General features: G+C 40.3%; 17 protein-coding genes and 2 tRNA genes. 6 read left to right on the top strand and 13 right to left on the bottom strand.

Annotation, left to right across the window (positions count from 1 at the left end):
• Positions 1-26: 26 nt before the first annotated feature.
• Positions 27-2,948: a UvrD-helicase domain-containing protein gene (locus H5182_RS01475; RefSeq protein WP_182759375.1), complete on the top strand. Its 2,922-nt coding sequence runs from the start codon at positions 27-29 to the stop codon at positions 2,946-2,948.
• A 45-nt stretch (positions 2,949-2,993) separates the two neighbouring features.
• Here H5182_RS01475 and H5182_RS01470 read toward each other — a convergent pair whose 3' ends face one another.
• Positions 2,994-3,941, bottom strand: a complete 948-nt coding sequence (locus tag H5182_RS01470) for a sodium-dependent bicarbonate transport family permease (protein WP_145233051.1) — start codon at positions 3,939-3,941, stop codon at positions 2,994-2,996.
• A gap of 130 nt (positions 3,942-4,071) precedes the next feature.
• On the opposite strand from H5182_RS01470, the gene H5182_RS01465 reads away from it, so the two are divergent.
• Positions 4,072-5,037 carry a LysR family transcriptional regulator gene (locus H5182_RS01465; protein ID WP_182759374.1) on the top strand — a complete coding sequence of 322 codons (966 nt, stop codon included), beginning with the start codon at positions 4,072-4,074 and terminating at the stop codon, positions 5,035-5,037.
• Positions 5,038-5,075: 38 nt separating this feature from the next.
• On the opposite strand, the gene H5182_RS01460 is transcribed toward H5182_RS01465, so the two are convergent.
• The 3 genes from H5182_RS01460 to H5182_RS01450 are packed head-to-tail and all read right to left on the bottom strand — an operon-like array spanning position 5,076 to position 9,034.
• Positions 5,076-6,077 carry a LacI family DNA-binding transcriptional regulator gene (locus H5182_RS01460; protein WP_145233053.1) on the bottom strand — a complete coding sequence of 334 codons (1,002 nt, stop codon included), beginning with the start codon at positions 6,075-6,077 and terminating at the stop codon, positions 5,076-5,078.
• A gap of 58 nt (positions 6,078-6,135) precedes the next feature.
• Entirely contained in the window at positions 6,136-7,662 is a 1,527-nt protein-coding gene (locus tag H5182_RS01455; RefSeq protein WP_182718893.1) for an MFS transporter, read from the bottom strand.
• A 43-nt stretch (positions 7,663-7,705) separates the two neighbouring features.
• On the bottom strand, positions 7,706-9,034 hold the full coding sequence (locus H5182_RS01450) for a GH1 family beta-glucosidase (protein WP_182718894.1): 1,329 nt from the start codon (positions 9,032-9,034) through the stop codon (positions 7,706-7,708).
• A 321-nt stretch (positions 9,035-9,355) separates the two neighbouring features.
• On the opposite strand from H5182_RS01450, the gene H5182_RS01445 reads away from it, so the two are divergent.
• Positions 9,356-11,932 (top strand): exo 1,3/1,4-beta-D-glucan glucohydrolase, encoded by a 2,577-nt coding sequence (locus H5182_RS01445; RefSeq protein WP_182759373.1) that lies wholly within the window; start codon positions 9,356-9,358, stop codon positions 11,930-11,932.
• Positions 11,933-12,003: 71 nt separating this feature from the next.
• Here the strand turns inward: H5182_RS01445 and H5182_RS01440 are convergent, their stop codons facing one another.
• The 3 genes from H5182_RS01440 to H5182_RS01430 form a co-directional block, all read right to left on the bottom strand.
• The gene (locus H5182_RS01440; RefSeq protein ID WP_182734309.1) at positions 12,004-13,494 is read right to left on the bottom strand and encodes a tryptophan halogenase family protein; all 1,491 of its coding nucleotides are present in this window, start codon (positions 13,492-13,494) and stop codon (positions 12,004-12,006) included.
• Between the two features lie 7 nt (positions 13,495-13,501).
• Entirely contained in the window at positions 13,502-15,037 is a 1,536-nt protein-coding gene (locus H5182_RS01435) for a tryptophan halogenase family protein (RefSeq protein ID WP_182759372.1), read from the bottom strand.
• A 106-nt stretch (positions 15,038-15,143) separates the two neighbouring features.
• Positions 15,144-18,116 carry a TonB-dependent receptor gene (locus H5182_RS01430; RefSeq protein WP_182759371.1) on the bottom strand — a complete coding sequence of 991 codons (2,973 nt, stop codon included), beginning with the start codon at positions 18,114-18,116 and terminating at the stop codon, positions 15,144-15,146.
• Between the two features lie 488 nt (positions 18,117-18,604).
• Here H5182_RS01430 and H5182_RS01425 point away from each other — a divergent pair, with 488 nt between their 5' ends.
• On the top strand, positions 18,605-19,069 hold the full coding sequence (locus H5182_RS01425) for an N-acetyltransferase (protein WP_145233060.1): 465 nt from the start codon (positions 18,605-18,607) through the stop codon (positions 19,067-19,069).
• A gap of 59 nt (positions 19,070-19,128) precedes the next feature.
• On the opposite strand, the gene H5182_RS01420 is transcribed toward H5182_RS01425, so the two are convergent.
• Both H5182_RS01420 and H5182_RS01415 read right to left on the bottom strand, forming a co-directional pair.
• On the bottom strand, positions 19,129-20,178 hold the full coding sequence (locus H5182_RS01420; protein WP_182731280.1) for a GGDEF domain-containing protein: 1,050 nt from the start codon (positions 20,176-20,178) through the stop codon (positions 19,129-19,131).
• A gap of 744 nt (positions 20,179-20,922) precedes the next feature.
• Positions 20,923-21,834 (bottom strand): LysR family transcriptional regulator, encoded by a 912-nt coding sequence (locus H5182_RS01415; RefSeq protein WP_145233062.1) that lies wholly within the window; start codon positions 21,832-21,834, stop codon positions 20,923-20,925.
• Between the two features lie 155 nt (positions 21,835-21,989).
• Here H5182_RS01415 and H5182_RS01410 point away from each other — a divergent pair, with 155 nt between their 5' ends.
• Both H5182_RS01410 and H5182_RS01405 read left to right on the top strand, forming a co-directional pair.
• The gene (locus H5182_RS01410) at positions 21,990-22,457 is read left to right on the top strand and encodes a DoxX family protein (RefSeq protein ID WP_145233063.1); all 468 of its coding nucleotides are present in this window, start codon (positions 21,990-21,992) and stop codon (positions 22,455-22,457) included.
• 110 nt (positions 22,458-22,567) lie between these two features.
• Positions 22,568-23,383: a class III extradiol ring-cleavage dioxygenase gene (locus tag H5182_RS01405; protein ID WP_257326135.1), complete on the top strand. Its 816-nt coding sequence runs from the start codon at positions 22,568-22,570 to the stop codon at positions 23,381-23,383.
• Positions 23,384-23,588: 205 nt separating this feature from the next.
• Here H5182_RS01405 and H5182_RS01400 read toward each other — a convergent pair.
• From H5182_RS01400 to H5182_RS01385, 4 genes are all read right to left on the bottom strand, one after another.
• Positions 23,589-23,665, bottom strand: a tRNA-Val gene (locus tag H5182_RS01400).
• 33 nt (positions 23,666-23,698) lie between these two features.
• A tRNA-Val gene (locus H5182_RS01395) sits at positions 23,699-23,775 on the bottom strand.
• Positions 23,776-23,886: 111 nt separating this feature from the next.
• A complete protein-coding gene (locus H5182_RS01390; protein ID WP_182759370.1) occupies positions 23,887-24,957 on the bottom strand; it encodes a DUF3080 family protein in 1,071 nt (356 codons plus the stop codon).
• Positions 24,935-26,290: an MATE family efflux transporter gene (locus H5182_RS01385; RefSeq protein ID WP_182759369.1), complete on the bottom strand. Its 1,356-nt coding sequence runs from the start codon at positions 26,288-26,290 to the stop codon at positions 24,935-24,937. Before H5182_RS01385 ends, H5182_RS01390 begins: the two co-directional genes overlap by 23 nt.
• Between the last annotated feature and the right edge of the window lie 67 nt (positions 26,291-26,357).

Genomic DNA, 26,357 nt, shown 5'->3' with positions numbered 1-26,357 from the left:
TCTTTTTATTTAGGAATTCAGCAGTAATGAATTCTATTGCAGTTAGCCTGTTTGGCAGGATGTTTTCTAATAAAGCCATGTTGGCGTTTGATCACCATATGTTGACTATTTGCCAAGGTAACTCAACTAGACAAATAAGTTGGAGTGATTTGGAGGCACCGCCGTCGTTTGCTTTCGGCTTGTTTGGTCAAACGATTTCTTTTGTTACGGCACAACAAAATCATACATTTTCGCTGCTGGCATATGGTGCTCACCGTAAATTTCAAGCTGAATTTGAACGCTATTGGGTGAACGCTAATGAAGCTAAGCTTGACACTTTTCTTAATAAAATAACAAAACTGGTCAAGCAGCGATATTTACGCCAGTCTTATGTTAGTCGTATTCAGCGGTTGGCACAGCAAGAGCATGACCGTTGGTTGCCGTGGATAAAAAACAGCCCCGCATTTGTTTTAGTGGATAAAAAAATAAACGTATTAGAGCAATATGCAAACTGGGATGCTGCACTTACCCAGTATCTACAACAAAAATACGTTACTAAGCAACTTAACCTACACCACGCTTTTTTTGACCGTGTTGAAGCAAATCCATTAACACTAAGTCAAAGACGTGCTTGTGTGATTGATGACGATAATAACTTGTTATTGGCTGGCGCAGGCACCGGTAAAACCAGTGTTATGATTGGCAGGGCTGGGTTTTTAGTGCAAAGCCAGCAGGCAAGTTACAGTGATATTTTATTGCTGGCCTATGGTCGCAAAGCTGCTGATGAAATGGATCAACGGATCGAAAATAAGCTCGCCACCGATAAAATAAAAGCCGCTACTTTTCATAGTGTCGGACTGGCGATTATCTCACAAGTTGAACGTGCTAAACCGACTATGAGTGTATTTGCAGAAGACGAAAAAGCGAAAGCAAAATGGGTGCAGCAGTGCTTTGAATCATTGATTGAAAACAGTGCCGAGTATCGTCATCTGGTTTTAGATTATTTTAGTAAATACTATTATGTTGAAAAAAATGAATTTGATTTTAAAACATTGGGTGATTATTACAGCTACTTAAATGATAACGATATCCGTAGCCTAAAAGGCGACAAGGTAAAAAGCTTTGGTGAGTTATATATAGCTAATTGGCTGTTTTATCACGGCATAGATTATCAATACGAAGCGCCTTATAAAGTTGACGTAAAAACCATTGAACGCAGACAGTACAAGCCTGATTTTTATTTACCTGAGTACGATATTTACATTGAATATTACGGCATCGATGACGTTGGCAATACTGCGCCTTACATTGATAAAGCGCAATACCATAGCGAAATTGATTGGAAAAATACCACTCATGCCAGTAATAACACTCACTGTATAGCTTTGACTTATGGGCAACATAAACAAGGTAAGCTGTTAAACGAACTTGAACAAGCGCTTTTAAGTGCGAGCGTGAAAACACAGTTATTGCCCTTAGAATCACTGCTCGAAAGCTTAAAAGAAACTGGCAGGATCACCGTATTAGCTGCGTTATTTAGTCAATTGCTGAGTTTATATAAGGCGGCTTATTTAACTGATGCTGATGAAGTTGATGTCATTAAACGCTCCCTTGACGCCAAACAAACAACCCAAGCGTTGGCGCTATTAAAACCAATTTTATCTAACTACAACTATCACTTGCAGCAGCGCGGTGAAATTGACTTTGATGATATGATTATCAAGGCAATCGAGTATGTTGAGTCGGGCAAGTTTAAATCGCCTTGGCGTTATATTATGGTTGATGAATTTCAAGATATATCACAGCCAAGAGCACGATTGGTTAAAGCACTTCGCGATAGCAACAAAGGTAGTTCAGTATTTGCAGTGGGTGACGATTGGCAAGCAATTTACCGATTCAGCGGCGCTGATATTAAGTTGACCACTGAGTTTGCAATGTATTTTGGCTTTACTACGCAAACGGCGCTGGATCTTACGTTTCGTTTCAATAATAAAATTGGTGAAGTTGCCTCAGCATTTATTAGTAAAAATCCCGCGCAGCTTGATAAAACGATTACTTCTTTAACTCAGGTTTCACATCCTAGTGTGTCGTTATTAAGGCGCAGTAGTAATGCGTCTATTGGTTATAAAAATAGTTATTACAGTGACATTCCTGAACTATTAAATGGTGCGATTGATGACATACTCTGCACAATACACAGCAAGGCATGTAAACCCACAACCGTGTATTTTTTAGCGCGATTTTGGTTTCAGCTACCAACAAATACGGATATTAAAACCATGAGTGTTAAATATCCGTTGTTAAAAATTCAGTCGCAGTCTTTTCACGCCTCAAAAGGTAAAGAAGCCGATCATGTTATTATTATCGGATTACAAAAGGGTAAACATGGTTTTCCATCTGAAAAAGTTGCGCCCGCAATTATCGAAGCTTTATTACCAGCGCCAGAAAACTTCGCTTACGCACAAGAGCGACGGTTATTTTACGTTGCACTAACGCGCGCAAAACACCGCGCCTACATCATTGCTGATATGACCAATAGCAGTTGTTTTGTCTCGGAGTTAATTGCTGAACATGACATAGAACTGGATGAATTTACTAGTGATGTTGATCAATTACATATCGCAGATATAAACTGTATGCGCTGTGATAGCGGGGTATTAAAAAAACACAGTGGTCGTTTTGGGCCATTCTACGGCTGTTCGTTATTTCCGCGTTGTGAGCATAAAGAAAAATCGTGCGAGCAGTGCCAAAGCCCAATGACTCGCAGTCGCTATACAGGGTTTAAATTATGTATAAATACAGCCTGTAACCATCTAGTGCCAACGTGTGATAAATGCGGTGCTGAAATGGTATTACGCAATAGCGCAAAAGGGCAGTTTTGGGGATGCAAAAATTATAAAGGTAATGATCCACTTAGCTGTAAAAATGGCAAAGACAGTAAGTCAATTCAATGGCCCGAGCTTGCTTAACCTATAGATAGATAAGGGCTAAATAGCCCTTATCTATTGTTTAATTTATTGCATCGCAACAGCAAGTTGATGATACAAACCGATACCGATAAGTACGTTAAATGGGAAAGTGATGCCTAGTGAACTGAGCATAGCCAGACCTATATCGGCTTTGGGGATTGCGGCTTTTATAGCGGCAGGCGCTGCAATATAAGATGCGCTGGCCACTAAACTCCCCAAGATAACGATTGAGCCTAACTCAAGCGCTAATAAAGTGCCGACACTGACTCCAATCGCGCCTAATATTAATGGACTGATTATAGCAAATAGTGTCAGTTTCCAGTGATGCCAAGGTATAGGGCGTAATGTTTGCGCTGCCGTTAAACCCATTTCGAGTAAAAATAATGCAAGCACGACTTTAAAACTATTGGTTAATAATCCAGTTACTTGGCTGCCTTGCTGTGTGCCATACATCATACCAATAACAACACCGCCTACGAGGAGAATAACGCTCTTATTGGTTAAGGTTTCATGCCAGAGTGCTTTAAGCGATAAGGTATTATCGGCACTATGTTGTTTATCAAGTCGTCGATAAAGTAACAGCCCGACGATAATCGCGGGAAGCTCTAGCATCACTAAATACAGGGTTACTTCAGCACCTACTGCTAGCTGCGCCGATTCAGCATAAGCGAGGGCGACTGCAAATGTCCCCGCGCTTACGGAGCCATAATGGGCGGCGATACTTGCGCTGTTCGCTACCGAAAGTTTTATCACATATTTTAAAATAGGGTAGAGCATTAAAGGTATAAATGCGCCAAGTAGCATCACCGAGCCCATTTCTGGCAATAATTGCCAACTAAGATTGCCGTGTAATACCATGCCGCCTTTTAAGCCTATGGTCAGCATCAGCAGCAAACTTAAGGTCTCGTAAGTTGCTTTTGGAATAACGAGATCAGAACGTAAAATCCCCGCAACTAAACCCAAAACAAAAAACATTACAACAATATCTGGCACACCTTTCTCCTATTAATTTAAAGTTGCGCTATTGTAGATAAAATCATGCATTGTAAATAATAAAATGATTGGTAGTTAGTTATAGGTTATTATCTATGGGCTGATTAATACCTGAGGGGATGTGATAGCGATGGATTTAAGACATATTTCTTTTCGGCTGCTTGAAGTGTTTATGAGTGTAGTAAAAACCGGCTCGATCAGTGAAACCGCACGGCGTTTACACTTAACTCAGCCAACGGTGTCGCTGCAAATTAAACGTTTACAAGATGCTGTAGATGAGCCGCTGGTGATTATGCAGCAACAAAAACTGCATGTCACAGAAGCCGGGCATGAGTTATTTAGGACTTGCCAACGAGTGTTTGGCCACTTTGATGATTACAACGATTTTTTAGCTGAACTCAAAGGGGGTGAGCGCGGGCGATGTAAAATCGCCATGGTGAATACCGCACAATATATTTTGCCAAAATTACTCGGGCCCTATAGTAATTTGCATCCTCATGTTGAGTTGCCTCTTGAGATTGGCAATAGAGCAGAGGTGTTAGCGCGCTTTGAACGCGGTGAAGATGATATTTATGTATTTAGCCATCCACCGTCACTTGAACATGCAAAAGCGGCACGGTTTTTAAAAAACCCGCTTGAGTTTATTGTGCCTACTGATCATCCATTAGCTAATCAACAACACGTTGCACTTTCTGAGCTAGTGAAATACCGCTTTTTATTAAGAGAGCCTGGCTCTGCAACTCGGATGTTATTTGAGAGCGAACTGCAAAGACGCGGTTTAGTACTGAGTAACAGCGTGCAAATGGCAAGTAATGAGGCTATTCGCGTTGCAGTATCATCAGGAATGGGAATTGGTGTGCTGTCTCGCCATGTGTTGCCAATAGGAGATCATGGCTTCAAAGTATTAACTGTAAGTGATGCAAGCTTAGCAAGTCATTGGTACTTTGTGATCCGCACTGATCGGCATATTGCTCATGCTGCGCGTAGTTTTTTAACATTTGCCCAAGACCACCTTGAACAATACTTAGATGGTCGATGGGTACGTAATGAATTGCATGGGCTGAATCTAAGTTTAGCTGATCAGCAAATTCGTTAGTTGAAAATTCAACCTAGTGAACGAATGATTTTACCGCATTAATTAATATCTGGCGTGGAGTCTCTTAAAACGAGAGTCGGCTGGAATACACGATTAATTGTAATGCCAGGGCGTTTGTAAATGTCTTTAAGTACAAGGTTAGCCGCCATTCTGCCCATCTCTGGGACTGGGTTATCTATGGTTGTTAGAGTTGGGTAAAGGTAATTGGTGAAAATCACGTTATCGTAGCCCATAATGGCGAGATCTTTCGGTAAATTAAAACCGTGTTCTCTGGCGAACTTCATCGCACCTGAGGCCATTTCATCATTGGCACAGACAATTGCGCTAAATTGCGCTTTATTTTCAATAAAATGTTTTAAGCCATCATTGCCGCCGGTTTCTTTAAAGTCGCCAATGTAAAAAAGGCTTTCATCAAAGGCTATATTGTATTCAGCAAGCGCTTTTTTATGTCCTACGAGTCGGTCTGACGCATCAACTTTAAATTGTGGACCCGCAATATAAGCAATATTTTTGTGACCTTTATTGATCATCGTTTTAGTGGCAAGATAACCGCCCAGAACGTTATCAAGACTAATACAGTTGTCTTTAATTTCCTCAACATAACGGCTCATTAAATAAATGGGGATTTTTCCCTTACTAAGTTCAATTAGATATTCGTCCGATACTATTTCCACATGGGCAATTATGGCATCACAGTTACGACTGATTAAAAATTCAAAGCCATTTTTCTCTTTGTCTTCGTCACTGTGCCCTGCGGTAATAATAACATGCTTACCTGCGGCACGAAGTTGCTGCTCTATCGCCGACATCATTTGGCCAAAGAACGGGCCGTCTAGTTCAGAGACTAAAACACCAACACTACTGGTACGACTCGATGCTAAAGAACGGGCAATAGAACTGGGTTGATAGCCAAGTTGCTGCATTGCTTCGAGCACTTTTTTCTTGGTTTTTTTACTTACATAATCATTGTCGTTCAGAACCCTTGATACCGTAGAGAGAGAGACACCTGCAAGTTCTGATACTTGATAAATTGTAGCCATTAATTTCCTAGCGTTATTATTCGCACTTTATAAAAACGTATTGATAATGAAATATAATTTACACATTACTGCGTCTAAAAGCCAAGTCTTCCGTGATTTTCTGCGTCATTGCGGGTGTCAACGGATAGATAAGCATCAAGGCGGCACCTAAAAAAGCAAATGCTGCGGGGATCCAACTCATTAATAGTTGCATGCCAGGTAATGATTGCGTAATGGTTGCTTCGTTCATGCCGTTATAGCCATAGCCTGCCAATACCACTAATACTAATGCCCCAGCGAAACCGCCGCCAGTTTTTTGCACAAACGTCCCTGCGGAATAAATTAAGCCCGTGGCGCGGCGTTTGTTTTTCCACTCAGAATAATCGGCAGCATCCCCTAACATGCTAAAAAACAGGGTAGGCATCATGGCAGCAAAAAATTCAGCTGCACAACCAAAAGTAAATATGGCAACAATGTTGTCAGCAGGCACCCAATAAAATGCTGTGGTTAATAAGCCACTTAATATTAAAGAGATGATAAATAAATTACGTTTGCCTATTAGTTCGGCAAGTTTACCAGTGGCAAGAGCGCCGAGGATAGACACCACTAATAACGCAACGAAGTACTGGCCTGCCATCAGTTCGCTGCCAACCTGATATTTAAAGTAATAAGCAATTACACCATATTTTATACCGTTGAACATCATGGTCAAAAAGCCCATGCCTAATAAAATTAACCAAGGCTTGTTGGTGAGCAAATCAACCATATCACGTTGAGTTCCCGTTAGATTTTGATGATCTTTGTTGAGTAATTTTTTTATCACAACAGTCATCATAGTCATGATAAATGCAAAAAATAGCCCACTGTAGATTTCGCGATAATAAAAGAACAGGGTAGTTGCCAATAATGGCAGAATAATAAAGGGTAAGTTTTTAGTTAAATCTTTGAGCTCTGATTTTAAATTACCACTGGTTGTTTTGTGGGGGATTACCCGCTCTTTGGTGCTAACAAAAGTGATTACCATCAAAACAATTAGTAATGCTGCAAATAAGTACATGGTTAACTGATAACCTTTGGCGTTATCGCCATCGCCAAAATAAGCAACCAGTTCAGGTAAAAAGCCCATCACTAATAAACCGCCTGCAAAGGCTCCGGCAAAGCGAAAACTCGATAGTTTCGTGCGCTCGGTATCGTCTGGACTCATTACTCCCATTAATGCAGAGTAAGGCACGTTACTCACCGTATAAGCTAACGTTAAGCCTATGTAGGTAATGTAGGCGTAAATTAACTTGTTGGTGTCATTGAAATCAGGTGTGGTGAAACACAACACCATGAACAGTCCTAAAAAAGGAGCAGACCATAAAATCCACGGTCTAAATTTACCAAACCGAGTGGTGGTTCTGTCTGCAATCATTCCCATAATGATATCGGTTACACCATCGGATAACCTAACCACCAAAAATAACATAGCTGCGGCCGCAGCCGATATGCCAAATGTGTCAGTGTAAAATACTGCTAGGTAGGCAAGTGCACCTCGCCAAACTAAGTTGGCTCCGGCATCACCCATCGCATAACCGATTTTTTCGTATAAAGGAATTTTGTTCACTGTGTGTTTCTTATTGTTGTTTTTAAAGGAGCACTAGCTAAGTTTACCGGCTAGTAATTAAACTACTATACGCAAGGCCACTGGCTTTTACAGTACGTTGTTGAGTTTGATAATCAACATAAACGATACCAAATCGCTTTGAATAGCCTTCAGCCCATTCAAAGTTATCCATTAAGCTCCATGCAAAGTAGCCATGGATCACCACACCTTGTTCAGTTGCGTTATGCAATGCGTTTAAGTGTTGCTGATAGTAAGCTATGCGATCTGAATCGTTAACTTTACCATCTATCATCTTGTCGGCCATTGCTGCGCCATTTTCAGTAATATAAATCGGTGGTAGGGTATATTTCTCATTTAACGATACTAATAATTCAGTAAGTGCTTGCGGGTAAATTTCCCAACCAATATCAGTTAATAGGCCTTGATGTGGGCGCTCGTCATAAAAATCATCAGCGCTTGCTTGGTAATGTAAACGCGTATAAAAATTAACGCCAAGGTAATCTAATGGCTGCGCAATAATTTCCATATCACCGGGGTGAATATCTGGACGCTGCTCTGCTGGAAGTTGCTCAATAATATCTGGGTATTTGCCAGTCATTACAGGGCGCATATACCAATGGTTAATATAATCATCAGCAAAGGCTGTGGCTTTAAGATCTGCGTCACTTTGTGTTACCGGGTAACAGGGAGTAAAGTTGAGTACGATACCATTAAGTGTCTGTGGGCTATTTTTAGCCAGCATTTGCATCGCTAAACCATGACCTAGTAATAAGTGATGGGCAGCTTTTCGGCCAAATTCCCGACCGACAATACCTGGGGCATGCACACCAATTTCATACCCTAAATAAGAGCTGCAAAAAGGTTCATTTAAGGTTGAATATGAATAAACACGATCACCAAACGCTTTGCTAATAAGATCTGTGTAGTGAGCAAATTCATAGGCGGTATTACGATTTAACCAGCCGCCTTGATCTTCTAAATACTGCGGTAGATCCCAGTGATATAAAGTGACAAATACCTTTATGTTGCGGCGTTTAAGTTCATCTAGAAGATCAGTATAAAATTTCACACCTAATGGGTTTAAACTACCATCTTGCTGCATCACGCGTGGCCAAGAAATTGATAAACGATAGGCATCAACGCCCAAAGAATCTATTAACTCAATATCTTGAGGCCAACGAGTGTAGTGTTCACAGGCGATTAGACCATTTGAGTTATCGGCAATTTTATCGTCTTGAGCACAAAAGGTGTCCCAAATACATGGCAGACGATCTGCTGCACCACCTTCAATTTGAAATGAAGCAGTTGCTACGCCAAAAGTGAAGTCTTTGCTCAGTAGCGGCGAGTGTTTAGGTAAAGATAATTGTTTCATTAATAGAAAACCTCTGCTTTCTTTTTATAGTCCGTGATGCTGTTATTTTTAGCTTTTAAAGCTAACATATCTGAAAGCGCTTCCATATTTAATTTGATTAATGCCAATAGATGGTATTTAATGACTTTAAGGAAGCGCTTCCATATTTAGGTTAGTGACTATTTCTTAACAGGTCAACAGTTAAATTTTAATTTCAATGATGACAAAAAATAGTTCTACCGTTGCTTAGATGAATAAACCGCTTGGTCTCGCTTTTGTAATACAGCAGGTACTTAGAGTCTTTTAAGCAGCAATGAGTTGATAATAGATAGGTATATAAAAATGAAAACACACTTACACACAGCTAAGTTACCTACACTAAGTTTGTTAGCTGGATTAGTTACTCTGGCTGGTTGTTCAGCAAGCGAAAATAAAGATACGTCTCAAAATAATAGAGCTGTTGAACAAACGCAGCAGCAACAATTGCTAGCTATTTGGCCAAAGCTGAATAATGTGGTTCGAGCTGATCCGCAAATTGAGTCTAAGATTGCTCAGTACTTGCAGACGATGACATTAGAGCAAAAAGTGGCGCAGATGATTCAACCTGAGATCCGCGATATAACGACTGATGATATGCGTAAATATGGTTTTGGCTCGTATTTAAATGGCGGAGGCTCATTTCCGAACGCGAATAAACATGCCACACCACAAGATTGGATTGCACTTGCTGAACAGATGTATCAAGCATCGGTTGACGATTCTCTTGATGGCATCGATATTCCTACCATGTGGGGCACCGATGCTGTACATGGTCATAATAACGTGATTGGTGCAACGTTATTTCCACATAACATTGGCTTAGGCGCAGCAAATAATCCCGCTTTAATAGAAAAAATAGCCGCTGCGACGGCAATCGAAGTGATGGTTACTGGTATTGATTGGGTATTTGCGCCGACTGTTGCTGTTGTACGTGATGACCGCTGGGGTCGAACTTATGAAGGGTATTCTGAAGATCCAGAGATTGTCCGCCGGTACTCAGTTGCCATTGTTAACGGCTTGCAAGGCCATGCAGATGGTGATTTTTTAAGTCATAAGCGGGTGATTAGCACAGTTAAACACTTTTTAGGTGATGGCGGTACCGTCGATGGTGACGATCAAGGTAACAATATCGATTCAGAGCAAGCCTTGTTTGATACTCATGCTCAAGGCTACATTGGTGGTTTGTCGGCTGGTAGTCAATCTGTTATGGCGTCGTTTAATAGCTGGCATGGTAAGAAAAATCATGGCAATAAATACCTGCTTACCGATGTACTGAAAACGAAAATGGGCTTTGATGGCTTTGTTGTTGGTGATTGGAATGGCCACGGACAAGTTGTAGGTTGTAGTAACGAAAGCTGCCCACAGGCTGTAAACGCGGGGCTTGATATTTTTATGGTTCCTACGGGGGCGTGGAAACCACTTTATGAAAATACGATAGCGCAAGTGAAAGCCGGTGAAATTGCCATGAGCCGAATTGACGATGCTGTTGCGCGTATTTTAAGAGTCAAACTAAGAGCGGGTTTATTTGATAAACCGAGCCCTGCAAAACGTCAGTTCTCAGGTAAAACGCAGTTAATTGGCGCGCAAGCGCACCGCGATATTGCGCGACAAGCTGTGCGTGGATCACTGGTGTTATTAAAAAACAACAACAATACTTTGCCGATAGCGGCTAATTCACGAGTATTAATTGCCGGAGATGGCGCAGATAATATTGCTAAGCAAGCGGGGGGCTGGAGTATTACTTGGCAAGGCACCAATAACGAAAATACCGATTTCCCTGGTGCTACGTCAATCTTTGCGGGTTTAAAAGCGCAGATCACGGCCGCAGGTGGAGAGGCCATTTTAAGTCCTGATGGACACTTTACACAAAAACCTGATGTGGCGATTGTGGTGTTTGGAGAAGAACCTTATGCAGAAGGCCACGGTGACAGGGATAATCTTGAGTTTGAGCGTAATAATAAAAAGTCGTTAGCGTTATTAAAACAGCTTAAATCAAAAGGCGTGCCGGTCGTATCGGTATTCATTTCAGGTCGACCAATGTGGGTTAACGCTGAGTTAAATGCCTCTGATGCGTTTGTCGCCGCATGGCTACCGGGTACAGAAGGACAAGGTGTGGCCGATGTATTATTAACTGACGCAGGAGGTGATATTCAGCATGACTTTACTGGTAAATTGTCGTTTTCATGGCCAAAATCACCACTGCAAACCGCAGTAAATAAAGATGATGTAGACTATTCGCCACTATTTCCTTATGGCTTTGGTTTAACCTATACAGATAAAAATACCCTGGCAGATAATTTAAATGAAGACTCAGGTGTTGATATAGCTAGTTTGCTTAATATGGCTATTTTTAATGGCGTGCTGACTGATCCATGGCGATTGTTTTTAAAGTCAGCACAGCAGCAAGTTCAAGTAGCTAGCAATAGCGTTGAATTAGCAGGTATTAGTTATCGTACTGAAGATAAAAATATTCAAGAAGATGCAATGGCATTTGTATTTACAGGTATAGGCCTTACTACAGCCGAAATCAATAGTAACTTCACTGAAGATAAAGTGGCTTATATCGAAGCAAACTCAGCGCTGAGTTTTGATTACAAGATAAATAGCGAATTTGCTGCTCCATTATTTGTTGCTATGAGTTGCGAGCATGGTTGTGGTGGACGTGTTGATATCAGCGCAGAACTCAAAAAGGCTACATTAAATAGATGGCAAACACTCAGCATAGACTTAACCTGCTTTACTGAGCAAGGCGTTGATTTTTCAAGAGTGATTAGCCCATTTTCATTACAGAGCACGGGTAACGGTTCGGTTTCTGTGGCGAATATCAACTTTGTGCCAGAGGGAGCAAAACAGGCAACAATTATCTGCCCAGATAGTTAACTTAGTCTTTGATTTTGTTTTGTTGTGCAAAGCCCTTTACGTGATTAAAGGGCTTTTTATGCTCACTCAGATTACTCCGCAGAACAATATTGTTGTAAGAACGCTTTATGTGTTGGCAATTGTGCCACGCGTTGAGTAATTTGCTGTTTGATACTGATCAGAAAGTGGCTTAACTCATCATCACTCATCAGGCTTGCAATTAAATGGTATTGTTTGGGTTTGATACCTTGACCCAACATTACTTGCACCCATGAGTCGACTCTAAAAATATCGCCGTCATCTAAAAATACCCGCCCAGTTTCTTTGAATAAACTAATTTTATGAACAAGGGTATCAGGCACTTCCATATTTTTACAATGACGCCAAAATTCGCTATCAGTGCGATCAGTGACTTTATAATGCAAGACAATAAAATCACGAATATTTTCAATCTCACTTTTTAGCTGTTTGTTGTATTCGTGGATTGCTTGTTCGGTAATACCATCAAATGGAAATAGCCGGATAAAGCGAATAATGCCCGACATAATTAAATGAATACTGGTAGATTCAAGTGGTTCAACAAAGCCACTGGCAAGCCCCAGAGCAAGGCAGTTTTTATTCCAGCCTTTGCGGCGGCGGCCAGTTTTAAATTTAATTACTCTGGGTTCAGTGAGAGTTTCACCTTGAATATTACTGAGTAAAAGCTGCTTTGCATCAGTATCGTTTAAATAACGGCTACAATACACTAGACCATTACCTACGCGCTGTTGCAGAGGAATTTGCCACTGCCAGCCTGCATCATGTGCTATTGAGCGGGTATAAGGCACTATATCATCGCTAATGGCTCTAGTTTGTACTGCAATTGCGCTATCGCACGGCAGTAAGTGTGACCAATCTTCATAGCCGGTATGCAAAGCCTGTTCAATAAGTAGTCCATTAAAGCCGGTACAATCAATAAAAAAATCACCATTTACGATACTTTCATCTGCAAGAGTTAGGCTGTTTATGAAGCCCGAAGTGGCGCATTTATTAACGTGGATTATTTTTCCCTCTAGACGTTTAACCCCTAGTTGTTCTGAAAATTCACGTAGGAATAATGCATAACGACTCGCATCCATATGAAATGCATAATTAATTGGATTTTGCTGATTAAAAGCACACTTACCTTGTTTAGCTGCTTGCAGTTCATAACAGTAATCACCAAACTCGGATTCAAGTCCTAATGTTAAGCTGTGTAGCCAAAAATGATGAAATTCACCTGCCCAGCATTCTTTGCCCGTCATGCCAAATGAGTGAATATAATCGGTGTTTTTTTCGCCCCAGTTTTCAAAACTGATCCCTAATTTAAAGCTTGCTTGGGTAGCTTTCATAAATGCTTGCTCATTTATGCCAAGTAATTTATGAAAAGTGCGGATCGGTGGAATAGTAGCTTCACCAACACCAACCGTAGCAATGTCGTCGGATTCGATAAGGGTGACATTGATATTTTTACCAACGAGTTTACTGAATGCAGCCGCAGCCATCCAACCAGCTGTACCACCGCCAGCGATCACCACATTTTTTATAGGTTTGTTGTGTGTCATTGTCAGGTTAAGCCTTATTGTTTAAAAGTTGATTTAATAATGCGCGATTTGTTGGTAACCCTTGTAAGTATTTGGCAATTTTTTCACGGTTTTGCTGATAAAAATACTGCCCAGCTTTAGCGTTATTAAAGGCATTTTTTGCTGTTGTATTTTGCGTGTGAAAGCCCATTCCATACAATACATATTGATAGCTGGCAGAGGGGAATACCTCTTCGTTTTCAATTAAATCAAACCTGCTTGGTGGTTGATATTGCCAAATTGCCAGCAATTCATTCAAACGAGTAGGAATGCTCGATGGTTTTTTTATATCACGCCAGTATTGACTATCATCACGTTCACTTAATATGTAGTGTAACTTTAAAAAGTCGATTACTCGCTGCCAGCGATAACTAAAGCGCTCATTAAACCGTTTAGCCAGCAAGTCCATATGAGTACGGTTTTGCGGCATTTGTTCACTTAACATGCTGATTGAAAGCTCCACCATCGCCAGTGCTGATGCTTCAAGTGGCTCTATAAAACCTTGCGACATACCAACAGCAACACAGTTTTTTACCCAAAACTGTGTGCGGTAACCAGGAATAAAACTCAGCTTGCGAGTTTGTATTTGCTCGGCGACTTGTTCACCAACAGATAGCGCAGCATAGCTTTTTAAGGTGTTCACAGCGGTTTGTTCATCACAGTATTTATCGCTATAGGTATAACCAATACCACGACGACTCGGTAGACCAATATCCCAGATCCAACCATGTGGCTGCGCCGTTGATAAAGTGGCTGAGGCGATCTCTTGTTGATTATCGTTATAAGGGAGATGTGCAGCGATAGCGCTATTATTAAAAAGAATATGCTCTTGTGTGATAAGCGTTGCGCCATAGTGCTCACCAATCAAACGCGCCCGAGCACCGGTACAATCAATGAATAAGTCGCCGTCTATGTCACCGTGCTTTATGGTGGTGAGTGAATGAATATAATCGTCATGACTATTTTTTACTTCGATGACGTCATCAATAATATGATGCACATTGAGTTTTTTTACGCAGTGGTGTTTTAAAAATGTGGCAAACTTACCGGCATCAAGATGATAGCCGTAATTAGTGACCGCCGCGTATTCTGGTGTGTGTAACTGCTTAGGTGCAAGTGCTGCTTGGCAAACAAAACTTTGCATATTAACGGCGTCGGCATATTTTTGAGTGCTTGCATGATGTTGCCAGTAAGCGTGTAAATCGGTTTCTAAATAGCCTTCGGGAGTCATAAACGGATGATAGTAGTTTTCGCCTATATTTATGTTACGCCAGTTTATGAATTTTGAACCTTGCTTAAATGAAGCATCGCAGTGACGTATAAAATCTATTTCTTCGATACCAATTCGCTTGAGCGTATTGCGCATAGACGGCCAAGTGCCTTCGCCTACACCTGAAATAGCAATGTTTGCAGACTCTATTAAGGTAACCTTTTGTTTAGGGTGTTCAGCGGCTAATAGCCCTGCACTTAGCCAACCTGCTGCGCCACCACCTAATACCACAATGTGTTGTATTTTATTATTCATTGTGTGCTCTGTTGTTTTAATAAAATTGCTATTAACCTGCAACGCAAAAAGCCGCTAACAACTAGCGGCTTAATACTCATGGCGTTAATGAGTCAATAACCCTTGCTTAGAAGTTATAACGCATACCAATATTATAGCGTGCACCATTTTGTTCTAAATTCCATAACTGTGCTTCATACCGGCCATGTTGGCGCATATTTTGTTCAGTAATGTTAAGCCCTTCGACAAAGAACGACATTTGTTCACTGTAGTTGTAAGCAATATTAAAATCAATTTGGTAATACTCTTCTGTAAAGCCCGGTTCGTTAACGTAACGGGCAGCACTGTTTAAGAATTTATCACGCCAGTTATAGGCGATACGCGCCTGAAACTTATCGTTTTCGTACATGGCTATAAAGTTAGCTGTGTCGCTTAAGCCAACAAGGGCAAATTGTGTGACGGTTGGATCAGCGGCTACATTATAATCAATATCACCATTTACTATGGTGTAGTTAGCTTGTAAGCCAAAACCCGTGTCGCCAAAGAAGTGTTGTACGGCAAATTCATAACCATCAATTTTGGCATCTTTACTGTTGGTTGGTACTTGTGCCGTAAAGTCCATCAGTGGGTCATCACTGTTTGGTAGAACGTCGTAAGCGGCTTCAAATTCTTCATAGCTCATCGAGTCAAATGCTACACCATTTTCCATTGCAGCGACCATTTGGAATAAATTTGAATCAGTAAACGCAAGACCTTGTGCCTCAAGCTCTGCTTTGGCTGCTTGTGCTCTTGGACCCGCAGATGCATCGCGTAAGCCGTAGTAGTTTTGAGTCATTGGTGATAGACCAATAAAATTATCTACTTTTTTATTAAAGTAACCAATCGACACATAACTTAGATCAGTGAAGTACCACTCAGCAGATACATCAAAATTATTCGATTCAAGTGGGACAAGGCTAGGGTTACCAGTTGCTGCTGGTGCATTAGTGGTGCCTGGAATGATCGAAGGGCCGGTAGGTACACCTACCGTTGCCGCAGAACTTAAATTGTCGTAAGTAGGGCGGGCAATAGTGGTACTGTAAGAGGCGCGAAGAGTCACATCCTCAATAACGTTAATGTTAAAATCTAAGCTAGGTAAAAAATGGTTATAGCTTGAGCTCAAGGAATAGTCATCTTTATTGGTGCCGTAACGCACATTAAAGTCGTTGTTACCTTCCCATGCAACTGCATCAGGTAAATCAATATTAGCAGTTGAGGTAATATCGGTTGTTTCGTAGCGCGCACCAATCACAAGGTTAAATACCATGCCATTGATTTCGTTACTGTAATTATATTGTACAAATGCCGCTTGAATATCTTCTTCAATAATGCGATTTGTTGCAAACGCGCCATCAGCCGCAAAATTGAACCCGTATTGATCTGCCGCCCAGTAACCAATTTGTGAAGCACTACCGGTAAAGCCTTGATCAAATGAACCACTGGTATCGTAATCATCAAATTCGGCTAAAAAATTAGTTGGATCTAAATAGCCATCGGGTAGTTCCCCAGGGTTTTCAATGCCCCAGTTACCCATTGTATTACGTGTTAGCGATTGTAAAGAGTGACTTTCCATTGAGCGTGACTCAATACCAAAGTCGATACTGCCGTTGTCTATGAGATAACTACCGTGTAGTCGAAATTCATCAACGGTTGATTCTTGACTTGCAAAGTTTGCATCTAAAATTGAGCTACCTACATCAGCTTGATCAAGCGCTCCTGAGCAGTTTAGATTTGTGCGACTACAGTCATCGAAATCTATTACCATAGAGGGTAAGTCACGGCTAAAGTCAACTTGTTGTGCGGCCACGACATTGGCACCTAAGCCTGCATTTATCCAACTACCATAAGGCGCATCGGGTTTGCTGGTGGCTTTTGAGCTGTGGGCATCAAACGTAAAGTTCAGTTGATCACTAAAGTAGTATTGAAGGTTTAAACCGATTGAATTATTTTCGTTTACTTGATTTTGCTCTTGCAATGCTAAGCCTAAGTCGCGAGTGGATAAGTCGCGGCGTTCTTCACGGTAATAAATAGGTGTTTTAACAGCATTGTCATCAAATGTTAAATGGGTTTTATAGTTGTCCATCCAAATTGATTGCTCTGCACGGGCTTCAAATAACTCTTGCTGTGAGTAAGTATAATCAAGTGTTGCGGTAAACGAGTCAATTGGGCTGTATTGCAATGTTAATTGAGCATTAGTACGAGTTCGCTCACGATCTGCAATGGTGTAGCGCAAGTCTGATGGCATTGAATAATACTGGCCCATCGCAGGAGCATTTTCTAATACAATGTCATCTGCTGCTTGAGGGATGGTGCCATCATATTCTGTGGTGCGCCATTCGCCAACAAATGCCCCGGTTGCTGAACTATCACGCTGTTGCATACTTGCTGTGAGTGAAGCACCAAATTTAGCATCTTCATCTGTCCAGCTAAAGATCCCTGAAATTTCTGGAGTAACGTCATCGCCGACACGGTTAGTTGTATCGTGCTGTGCTTTAACACCAATATTGGCAACTAGGCCAGGGTTATCAAGTGGACGAGCGGTATTGATATTAATAGTTGCACCAATGCCACCAGATGCGATGCTTGCTTTACCTGTTTTATATACTTCCACTGATTTCACACTTTCTGAGGCAAGATTAGCAAAATCATAAGCTCGAGAGTTTGGAGCACCACCACCAGCAGGAAGAGAAGCCGCAGGCATTGTACGTCCGTTTAATGTCACCATATTGTAATCTGGACCAAAACCACGCACTGTCACTTTAGAACCTTCACCATTGCTGCGGTCAATTGAAACACCGGTAATGCGTTGCAGCGATTCAGCTAAATTAGTGTCTGGAAATTTACCAATGTCTTCTGCAGAAATGGCATCAACAACCCCAGATGAGTAACGCTTAAGCTGAGTTGATTCTTTGATACTGCCTTTAAAACCGGTGACTTGAATCACTTCTAATTCACTTTGTTGTTCAACCTCGGCGGCAAACGTAGACATAGTGGTTGCGGCACCTAAAATCAAAGATAAGCTGGTGGCTAACTTTGTTTTCATTAAAATATGCTTGGACATTAGACTTCCCTCGTACTGTTATCATTATTATTTACTCACCACAAAAATGCGGCGGTATCACTGTGTGTGGAAGCGCTTCCATAGTGGCTTGTGTTAATTCCTGTGGAAGCGCTTCCAGAAAGGCTAGTGTAATTTTTATGTTGCGTCAACTACTGTGTTTAATTTATTGCAGCTAAAATGTATTAAATTTGTTTAATTGGATGTGGTGTTTATTGTTTTATATATAATTATCAGTCAATTATTTTTTATTTTTATTTTATCTTTGTAACTTTATTAGGTAAATGGGTGTTCGCATGGTTTTTATGGCCATAAATATGAAAACAGCTGAACTTAAACGGGAGGCTAAGTGAATGATGGAGTAGCAATTAGCATAAGCAAAAAGTACCTTATTGTTATTATCTAATTGCGTTTGGTATATTTATAACGTATTGTTTATTATAAATTAAAATGGAATACATCGTACTTCCCGCGATTAAGTAAGAGTGGTTATGTTGTTAACTCACGTCAGAAATACCCACATAAAAGAAATCATGTCATGGTTTTCAAATGAAGAAGAAGTTCATGCATGGGCTGGGCCTAATTTTAGATACCCCTACGATTTTAATTCTTTCAAAAAGGGTTTAAAACTTGATGAAATAAACTCATTTGTATTGCTTGCTGATGATAATACGCTAATGGCTTTTGGTCAGTTTTATTTACGTATTGGTCGTTGTCATCTAGGTAGGTTAGTGGTTAACCCGGAGTATCGTGGCAGTGGCATTGTAGCAACACTAATTACCCAGCTCAGTGAACTAGGTCAATTAACTTTAGCTACGCAAACATGTTCTTTATTTGTATTAGCTCATAACAAAAGTGCGATTAAAGCGTATAAGAAACTTGGCTTTGTACTTGCTGATTACCCAGAGCCAATACCACTTGCTAATTGTTTGTATATGACAAAGACACCAGGCTAAGTTTAATCAGTGGTTATACTCAGTGGATTCAGTGTTTAAAAAATTACAATTCAGTTCGGTTACATAACACCGTTGGCAACATGGTCGGTTTGTTGATCACTAATAACCACTTGATCCCGGCCTTTTGCTTTAGCGATATATAAGCGTTTATCGGCTTGATCTAACAATATTTTAATTGAAGCATTGGCATCATAACTACTGCTAATTCCCACACTTACTGATAAATTTATAGTGTTACCTTTAAAACGTAAGCTATGCCCTCTAATTGCATCACAGAGTTTTTGAGCTGTTACCTGAGCTTGATTAAGTGATTGATCTGGAAGTAATAAAGCAAACTCTTCACCACCAATTCGCGCAGCAATATCGTTATCATTTAATTGTGCCATGATATGTTGCGCTATCCATTTTATAGCGGTATCACCTGTGCTGTGACCATATTTATCATTAACACTTTTGAAGTAATCAATATCGATCATAACTACCGAAAATGATTGCTGATATGCAACACCTTGTTTGAGAAGTTTTTCACCTTGCATAAAAAAACCACGTCGATTTAACAGACCTGTTAATACATCGTGATTAACTAGACGCTGAAGGTTTTCTTCAATATTTACAAATAATAAAAACGGCAATACCAATGCTGTAGCAGTGGCTAGTATTATATGGCTTACTAAAATTGCTTGTAGCCAAAGACTATAATCAGTTGCAGAATTACTAACCAAAGGAGCTGCTAACATAAATACTTGTATATACATGATGAGAGAGTGGCTAATAAAACAGCCGGACAAGATTTTTTGTTGCATTGGTGCTACGCATTTCATCTTATAAACTAAGTATGCACCGTAAATAAAGAGTGTTGCAATAACGAGACTTGTCACCAATTGGCCTGCTGTAATCGCATAGATTGGTAGTAACACAATTGCACTGGCAATCACTAAGGTTAAAAAGTGCCGATTAGTATTTCTAGTTAGATTAGTTACTTTCTGCAAACCAATAAGAGCGAGTATAGGACTGATTATGATGCACATATCTGCCAGATAGTGCGTAATAAAAGGGCTATCAAGTACTATCCGTAGACATGCTAAGATTTGCGAGACCACAAATATCATACACGACCCGCCTAAGTATAAATAGCAGGGTTGTTTTTTATACTTATAAACGGTAAAAAAAAAGCCGCCGATCAGGACATTCAAAAGTAACGAGATGCTAATCACAGTGGGTAAATGTAGCATTATGAATCTGCCTTGTTTAATCGTGCTGCTTCAGCAACTATTGGTATAGTTATTATATATTGGTATTCACGAATTAACATAATTAGTGCGCAATTTATGATTAACGGGTGATAGGCCATCAAAGCTAAACTTGTTAGGTTCGAAAGTGGCTAAACTAATAAGTATATTACCATCAGTTATAATCCAATGAGCTAGCAGTAAAGATATCAGATTGGAATTATTTACGCGAGGTGTTGTTATCGTAAAATTGCAACACAATTAAATTACTGCTCATTAAGATCGCCGTTTTTAAAATTGGTACTAGCATATAGTAAACGAGGTTATTACATTGCTAAGTTAATAATGATAGAGCTCTAATTTTGTTCAGTAAGATCAAATTAATCGCGCTATATTGTTAAGCGCCTGTTCCAAACTCGTCACAGGTATAAAAGGCGTTAGAGCACAGCAGGATAAGGAGTGATCATTGGCTTAGTTGTTCAGGTAAGCTTTTTACAGTAAGTAAAGTACCCGCTAAAATTGTATAAGAGTTATGACGTGTAATAATTGTTAAACGGTAGCACTACCGCAGTTTTATCCACATGGCTAAACTTATATAATTCAATCGACATTACTCATTAATTATTAGGTTACTACTTTGTCCCAATATGGTGGCGTACCATAGTATCCGTTTATAAAATCAATAAAACACCTGATTTTATGTGGTAGTAATTTTCGGTGGGCATAAACAACATATAAACCAACAGATCCCGTTGCAAATTGAGGTAAAACTTCGATCAACTTGCCACTATTAATGGCTTCACTGGCGATAAATGTAGGCTGTAATGCGATCCCTGCACCAGCGATAGCACAATCAACCAATACATCCCCATTATTACTTTGAAACTCGCTACTACGTTGCGTGTTTTTTACCCTTAACCACTGATATATTTCGTCTTTAGTATCCATTTCTGTGTAGCTATAATGCAAGTATCGGTGGTTTTTTAGGTCTTCAGGTTTTTCAGGAGTACCATGTTTTTCAAGGTAGTCAGGTGAGGCACATAAAATTAATCTAATGGGCGCGACCTGCTTGGCAATCAAAGACGAACTTTTGAGTCGACCAATACGCAGTGCTACATCATAACCTTCATCAACAATGTCAACTTTGCGGTCGTTCAGTTGCAAATCAACATTAACAAAAGGGTAATGTGATTGGAACTCAGTCACTAATTTACCCATGTGTTTTAACGCGAATGACACTGGAGCACTTATTCTCAGAGTTCCGGTTGGGTGCTGCTGTAAGCCCCCTAATTGTGAATCCATTTCATCAATACTTAACAATATCTGTTGCGCATGCTGAAAATAATGTGTGCCAGCTTCAGTGAGGCTTACTTTACGGGTAGTGCGATTTAGTAACCGTACAGCAAGGCGTTCTTCTAGTTTAGAAACGTACTTACTAACCAATTGTGGTGAAAGTTGTAAGGTTGTTGCCGCATTGCTAAAACTACCTTCGATCACCACAGATACAAAGGCTCGCATTGCATCAATTCTATCCATAATTTTTCTCATATTTAAATTGATTAACAACATTTTGTTGTTAATTATTCTTTATTTGTCATCTTACTCCGCCATGACATTGATAGTAAAGTGTACTTATCCCAACAGGGTCTAATTAAAACGTAAATAAATACTTTGCTAAAGAGGAACAAATAATGAAACTAATAAACACGATACTAAAATCAGATGCAGGACTTGCCGCTTTAATACTTCGCGCGCCAATTGGTTTGATTTTAGCTGCACATGGATCACAAAAATTGTTTGCTTGGTTTGGTGGTTATGGTCTGGAAGGAACAGGTCAATGGATGGCGAGTATCGGTATTACTCCAGGCTATTTAATGGCATTACTCGCAGGCAGTGCTGAATTTTTTGGCGGTTTAGCATTATTACTTGGGTTATTGACTCGTCCTGCTGCACTTATTTCAGCATTTACCATGCTAGTGGCTATTTTTTCAGTACATATAGACAATGGCTTGTTTATGGCAAATAACGGCTACGAATATGCACTGACACTGTTTGTAGTACTGATTGCGCTAACATTACAAGGTGGTGGTCGTTTTAGTATTGATAACTTTATAGCGAATAAATTAACGTCTAGGCAGTTACAGTCCAAGCATGTTTAATCACTATTATGAAATGACGTGGATTACGGATAAATCCGCGTCTTAGCTTTGCGTTAGTTTAACTATCAAGGTTTACTTGCTCATGTTAAGTGAGCTTGTTTGGAGTAACTATGAATAATGTAGACATTGCATTTATCTCTCATGGTGGCGGCCCAATGCCACTGTTAAATGAACCAAACCATACACAATTGGTTGCTTATTTAAAATCACTTGCAAGCACGCTAAAAAAACCAAGTGCCATTTTATTGATTAGCGCTCATTGGGAGGAGTCAGTAGCGACTATTACTGCCAATGCTGCACCGGGAATGATTTACGATTATTATGGTTTTCCGCCAGCTGCCTATCAAGTGCAATACTCAAGTCAGGGAGAGCCCAAGTTAGCTGAAAAAGTACAACAAGTGTTACAACATGCTGGTATTGAAGCGAAGTTAGATCATCATCGCGGTTACGATCATGGTTTGTATGTGCCTTTAACATTAATGTACCCAGCAGCCGATATACCCGCGATTCAACTATCACTAGTGAATAACTTAGATGCTGCACAGCACTTAGCAATCGGTAAAGCGTTGCAATCTTTGGATTATGAAAACTTATTAGTTATTGGCTCTGGTTTTTCGTTTCATAACATGCAGGCATTTTTCGCGCAGGATAATCAGCAGAGCCAAATCAATAACCACGAATTTGAACAGTGGCTACGATCGACCTTAAGTGATAACACCGTGCCTGAACCAAAGCGTAATTTAATGATGCAAAACTGGCATAAAGCGCCTCATGCACGTTATTGTCATCCGCGAGAAGAGCATCTATTACCACTGCATGTATGCTATGGCTTAGCTGGCAGAGCAAGTGATGAATATGAAAATGTTACTATTTTCAATAAGCAATCAAGCGCATTTGTATGGCGAAGGAAAGAGCTGGGTATTTAATATTTGAATCATTGATCTTCTGTGTAGAGTCAAATCGTGGCGGGCATTTTTTAATTTATTTATTCAGAATTGATACGACTGAGTGGATCCGAACCACTGACCTTTGGACCGGGTGATCAAGAGTGGGTAGTGCTCTAACCAGCTGAGTTGTAGTTTACTTAAGATTTATAAAGTAGGTTAGGCTGATTTTTGTTTTTACTTGAATTGGTACGACTGAGTGGATTCGAACCACCGACCCCTACCATGTCAAGGTAGTGCTCTAACCAACTGAGCTACAGTCGTACAATATATTTTAATAGGACTTTTCCTTAAATTTGGTACGACCGAGTGGATTCGAACCACCGACCCCTACCATGTCAAGGTAGTGCTCTAACCAACTGAGCTACGGTCGTATCATAAATTTAAGTTGTGCTAATTGCTTAACAACGGTCGCTAATATATAGCGTGCGCTGAAGTGAATCAAGCGAGAAACGCTTTTTTTAGTTCGTTTGCCGTTTTTTTATTCATATTGGGCTGATTTCACACGTTTTATAAAATTTTTGCCACCAAATAACGTGTGTTTTGGTGGAGTCTTTAAATGCTGTGAGTATATTACTTGGCTGCGCTGGGCTTAGTAATGCCGTTAGTTGCGGTTGTGTTGGGCTGGAGTCTTGCCATAATGCTCGATACAACGGCATTAGGCGCTCTAAAGCACCTGATAGTTGAGCCTGATAGGGTTGTAACTGCTGCAAGTAATATTTCTTGAATACGTTGCTGAGGATCTGTGCTTTGCGTTTATTTTTTAGCGGGTTGCATAGTGTGCTTAGCTCAATATTCGCTAAAAAGTTACTAGTACTATTATTTAGCTGTGTTTGTTGGCGTACTGCGCTTATTAAAGCTTGATTGAAGTTAAACTGGCGCAATTGTGCCAGTAGCGGATAGAGCGCTTGAGAGTCTATTTGTGCATATTGCTGCTGTATTATTTGCTGTTTTAAATTCACTAGGCTTTGCAGCGCAAGTTCGGTTTCTACAAGGCCGGCTAAGTTTGTATCAAGTGTATAGCCGGTTAGCTGCCATGTGCGTTTTAGTTCTGGGTCTTTATAAAGTAGCTGCTTGAACTGCTCTAATAACTGTTGTTTTTTATTATGTAATTCGTTACTTATGGCTTGATAACTTTTTGAATCAGGTTCTAGACTATCTAAGCACTGTGGTGCAAATTGAATAAATTGAAGCTGGTATATTAACTGGCTAGCAGGAGAGGCGAGTTTTCCTAGTTGACTATTATGTTCAGCAATAAGGGTATTGAGTTTACAGTGTGAAAGTTGTGCCAGTTGAAATATGCTCAACTGTTGTGCATTTGTTGGTTTGTTGTTGCTAACAGCTGATAGCGCAACATTGGTAAGTTTTGCTGTATCAGGAGTTGGCTTATCTAACGCATTCGCGAGGCGCTGCTGATATTCTAAATACACATCAGCGGGTTTATCTGTGCATGCACAAAGTAGCAGTAAACAGCACAGTAAACTACAAAGGTAACCAAACCGCGACGTTTGGTTACCTTGTTGGTGCGATTTTTTAAGCGCTTTTAAGTGGTTCATGTTTGAATCTATTCGCGACAGTGAGCATTAATAGCACTGCGGCTACACTTAAGCCGACGATGATACCTACCCAAAAACCATGCGGGCCCATTGCTGGCACTATTAAATCGGTGCGTGCTAAAACAAAACCCAGTGAAAAACCAATCAACCAGTAAGATATAAAGGTGATATACGAAATCGGTGCTGTGTGTTTTAAACCCCTTAATATACCGTTGGCTGCTACTTGTAGGGAATCAGGTAGCTGATAAATACACGCTAGAATCATGATTGACGTTGCTAAGGCAATAACACGTGCATCATCTGTATAAAGTTGACTGATCACGTCACGGCCAAAGAAGGTGATGGCAGCAAGTATAACGGCAATGATCATGGCTAGAATATAGCTTGTTGAAATAGCTTTTTTAAGCTGCTCAAAATGATGTTGGCCGTATAAATTGCCAATCCGAATACTGATCGCAATAGATAAACTCAGTGGCATCATAAACAGCAAGGTTGTGACACTTGCAGCAATCTGATGGCCGGCTACCGCAACCGCACCTAAGTGCGCAATAAATAAAGGAATACAGGCAAATAAAGTGACTTCAAAAAATGTAGCAAGTGAGATTGGTATGCCCACCTTAGTGATTGCCCACATGGTTGGTAATTGCGGTGCTTGAAAGTTTGCTAATAGTGTTTTGGCATCTACTTTTTTACTTAACTGGCAATAAATAACTTGTGCGATGGCCATGGCAGTGAATACCAATGCTGTGGCAATCCCACAGCCTGCACCACCGAGTGCGGGCATACCAAACATACCGTGAATAAACACATAGTTGGCTGGGATATTGATGGCTAAACCAATTAAGCTGATATAAAAAGCCGGCTTTGTCATCCCCATGCCTTCGGTAATATTACGATAAACACTGAATACTAAAAATCCAATAATGCCCCATTTTACAAAATGAATATAGTCATAGGCCATATTGGCAATAGCAGGGCTGGTATCGAGTTTGAGAATAATAATATCGGCAAAATAGGCAATAGATAAACCGAGAACACTCAATACACCAGCAAGGTACAAGCCTTGTTGAAAGTAATGGCTGATGCCGGTTTTATCGTTAGCGCCGGAAAATTGCGCAATTATGCCAGTCAGGGCTAATAATATACCTTGCAGAGCCAACATGGCGGGGTTCCATACGCCGGTTGCAATTGACAATGCTGCTAAATCGGTAGGACTCACTTGTCCTGCCATAATGGTGTCGACCACTGACATTAAAACTAAGGTTACTTGTGCTAAAAAAACAGGGATTGCCAGAGAAACTAACCGTTTGGCTTCCCAACTACAAAAAGTCATATTACTTACTACGTAAACTGAAGAGGCTGATAGTGTAATCGATAAAGCACAGAATCAAAAATTATAG

This window comes from Pseudoalteromonas sp. SG44-17, from assembly GCF_014164235.1.
GTDB classification, from domain to species: Bacteria; Pseudomonadota; Gammaproteobacteria; order Enterobacterales; family Alteromonadaceae; genus Pseudoalteromonas; species Pseudoalteromonas rhizosphaerae.
Note: the sequence above shows the minus strand (reverse complement) of the source record. Positions and strands in the feature narration are given on the sequence as shown.

Excerpts from the sequence above, each read along its gene's own strand:
- H5182_RS01475 (WP_182759375.1), top strand. The coding sequence starts at position 27 with ATGAATTCTATTGCAGTTAGCCTGTTTGGCAGGATGTTTTCTAATAAA.
- H5182_RS01465 (WP_182759374.1), top strand. The coding sequence starts at position 4,072 with ATGGATTTAAGACATATTTCTTTTCGGCTGCTTGAAGTGTTTATGAGT.
- H5182_RS01460 (WP_145233053.1), bottom strand. The coding sequence starts at position 6,077 with ATGGCTACAATTTATCAAGTATCAGAACTTGCAGGTGTCTCTCTCTCT.
- H5182_RS01450 (WP_182718894.1), bottom strand. The coding sequence starts at position 9,034 with ATGAAACAATTATCTTTACCTAAACACTCGCCGCTACTGAGCAAAGAC.
- H5182_RS01445 (WP_182759373.1), top strand. The coding sequence starts at position 9,356 with ATGAAAACACACTTACACACAGCTAAGTTACCTACACTAAGTTTGTTA.
- H5182_RS01440 (WP_182734309.1), bottom strand. The coding sequence starts at position 13,494 with ATGACACACAACAAACCTATAAAAAATGTGGTGATCGCTGGCGGTGGT.
- H5182_RS01435 (WP_182759372.1), bottom strand. The coding sequence starts at position 15,037 with ATGAATAATAAAATACAACACATTGTGGTATTAGGTGGTGGCGCAGCA.
- H5182_RS01430 (WP_182759371.1), bottom strand. The coding sequence starts at position 18,116 with ATGTCCAAGCATATTTTAATGAAAACAAAGTTAGCCACCAGCTTATCT.
- H5182_RS01425 (WP_145233060.1), top strand. The coding sequence starts at position 18,605 with ATGTTGTTAACTCACGTCAGAAATACCCACATAAAAGAAATCATGTCA.
- H5182_RS01420 (WP_182731280.1), bottom strand. The coding sequence starts at position 20,178 with ATGATATTTGTGGTCTCGCAAATCTTAGCATGTCTACGGATAGTACTT.
- H5182_RS01415 (WP_145233062.1), bottom strand. The coding sequence starts at position 21,834 with ATGGATAGAATTGATGCAATGCGAGCCTTTGTATCTGTGGTGATCGAA.
- H5182_RS01410 (WP_145233063.1), top strand. The coding sequence starts at position 21,990 with ATGAAACTAATAAACACGATACTAAAATCAGATGCAGGACTTGCCGCT.
- H5182_RS01405 (WP_257326135.1), top strand. The coding sequence starts at position 22,568 with ATGAATAATGTAGACATTGCATTTATCTCTCATGGTGGCGGCCCAATG.
- H5182_RS01390 (WP_182759370.1), bottom strand. The coding sequence starts at position 24,957 with ATGAACCACTTAAAAGCGCTTAAAAAATCGCACCAACAAGGTAACCAA.
- H5182_RS01385 (WP_182759369.1), bottom strand. The coding sequence starts at position 26,290 with ATGACTTTTTGTAGTTGGGAAGCCAAACGGTTAGTTTCTCTGGCAATC.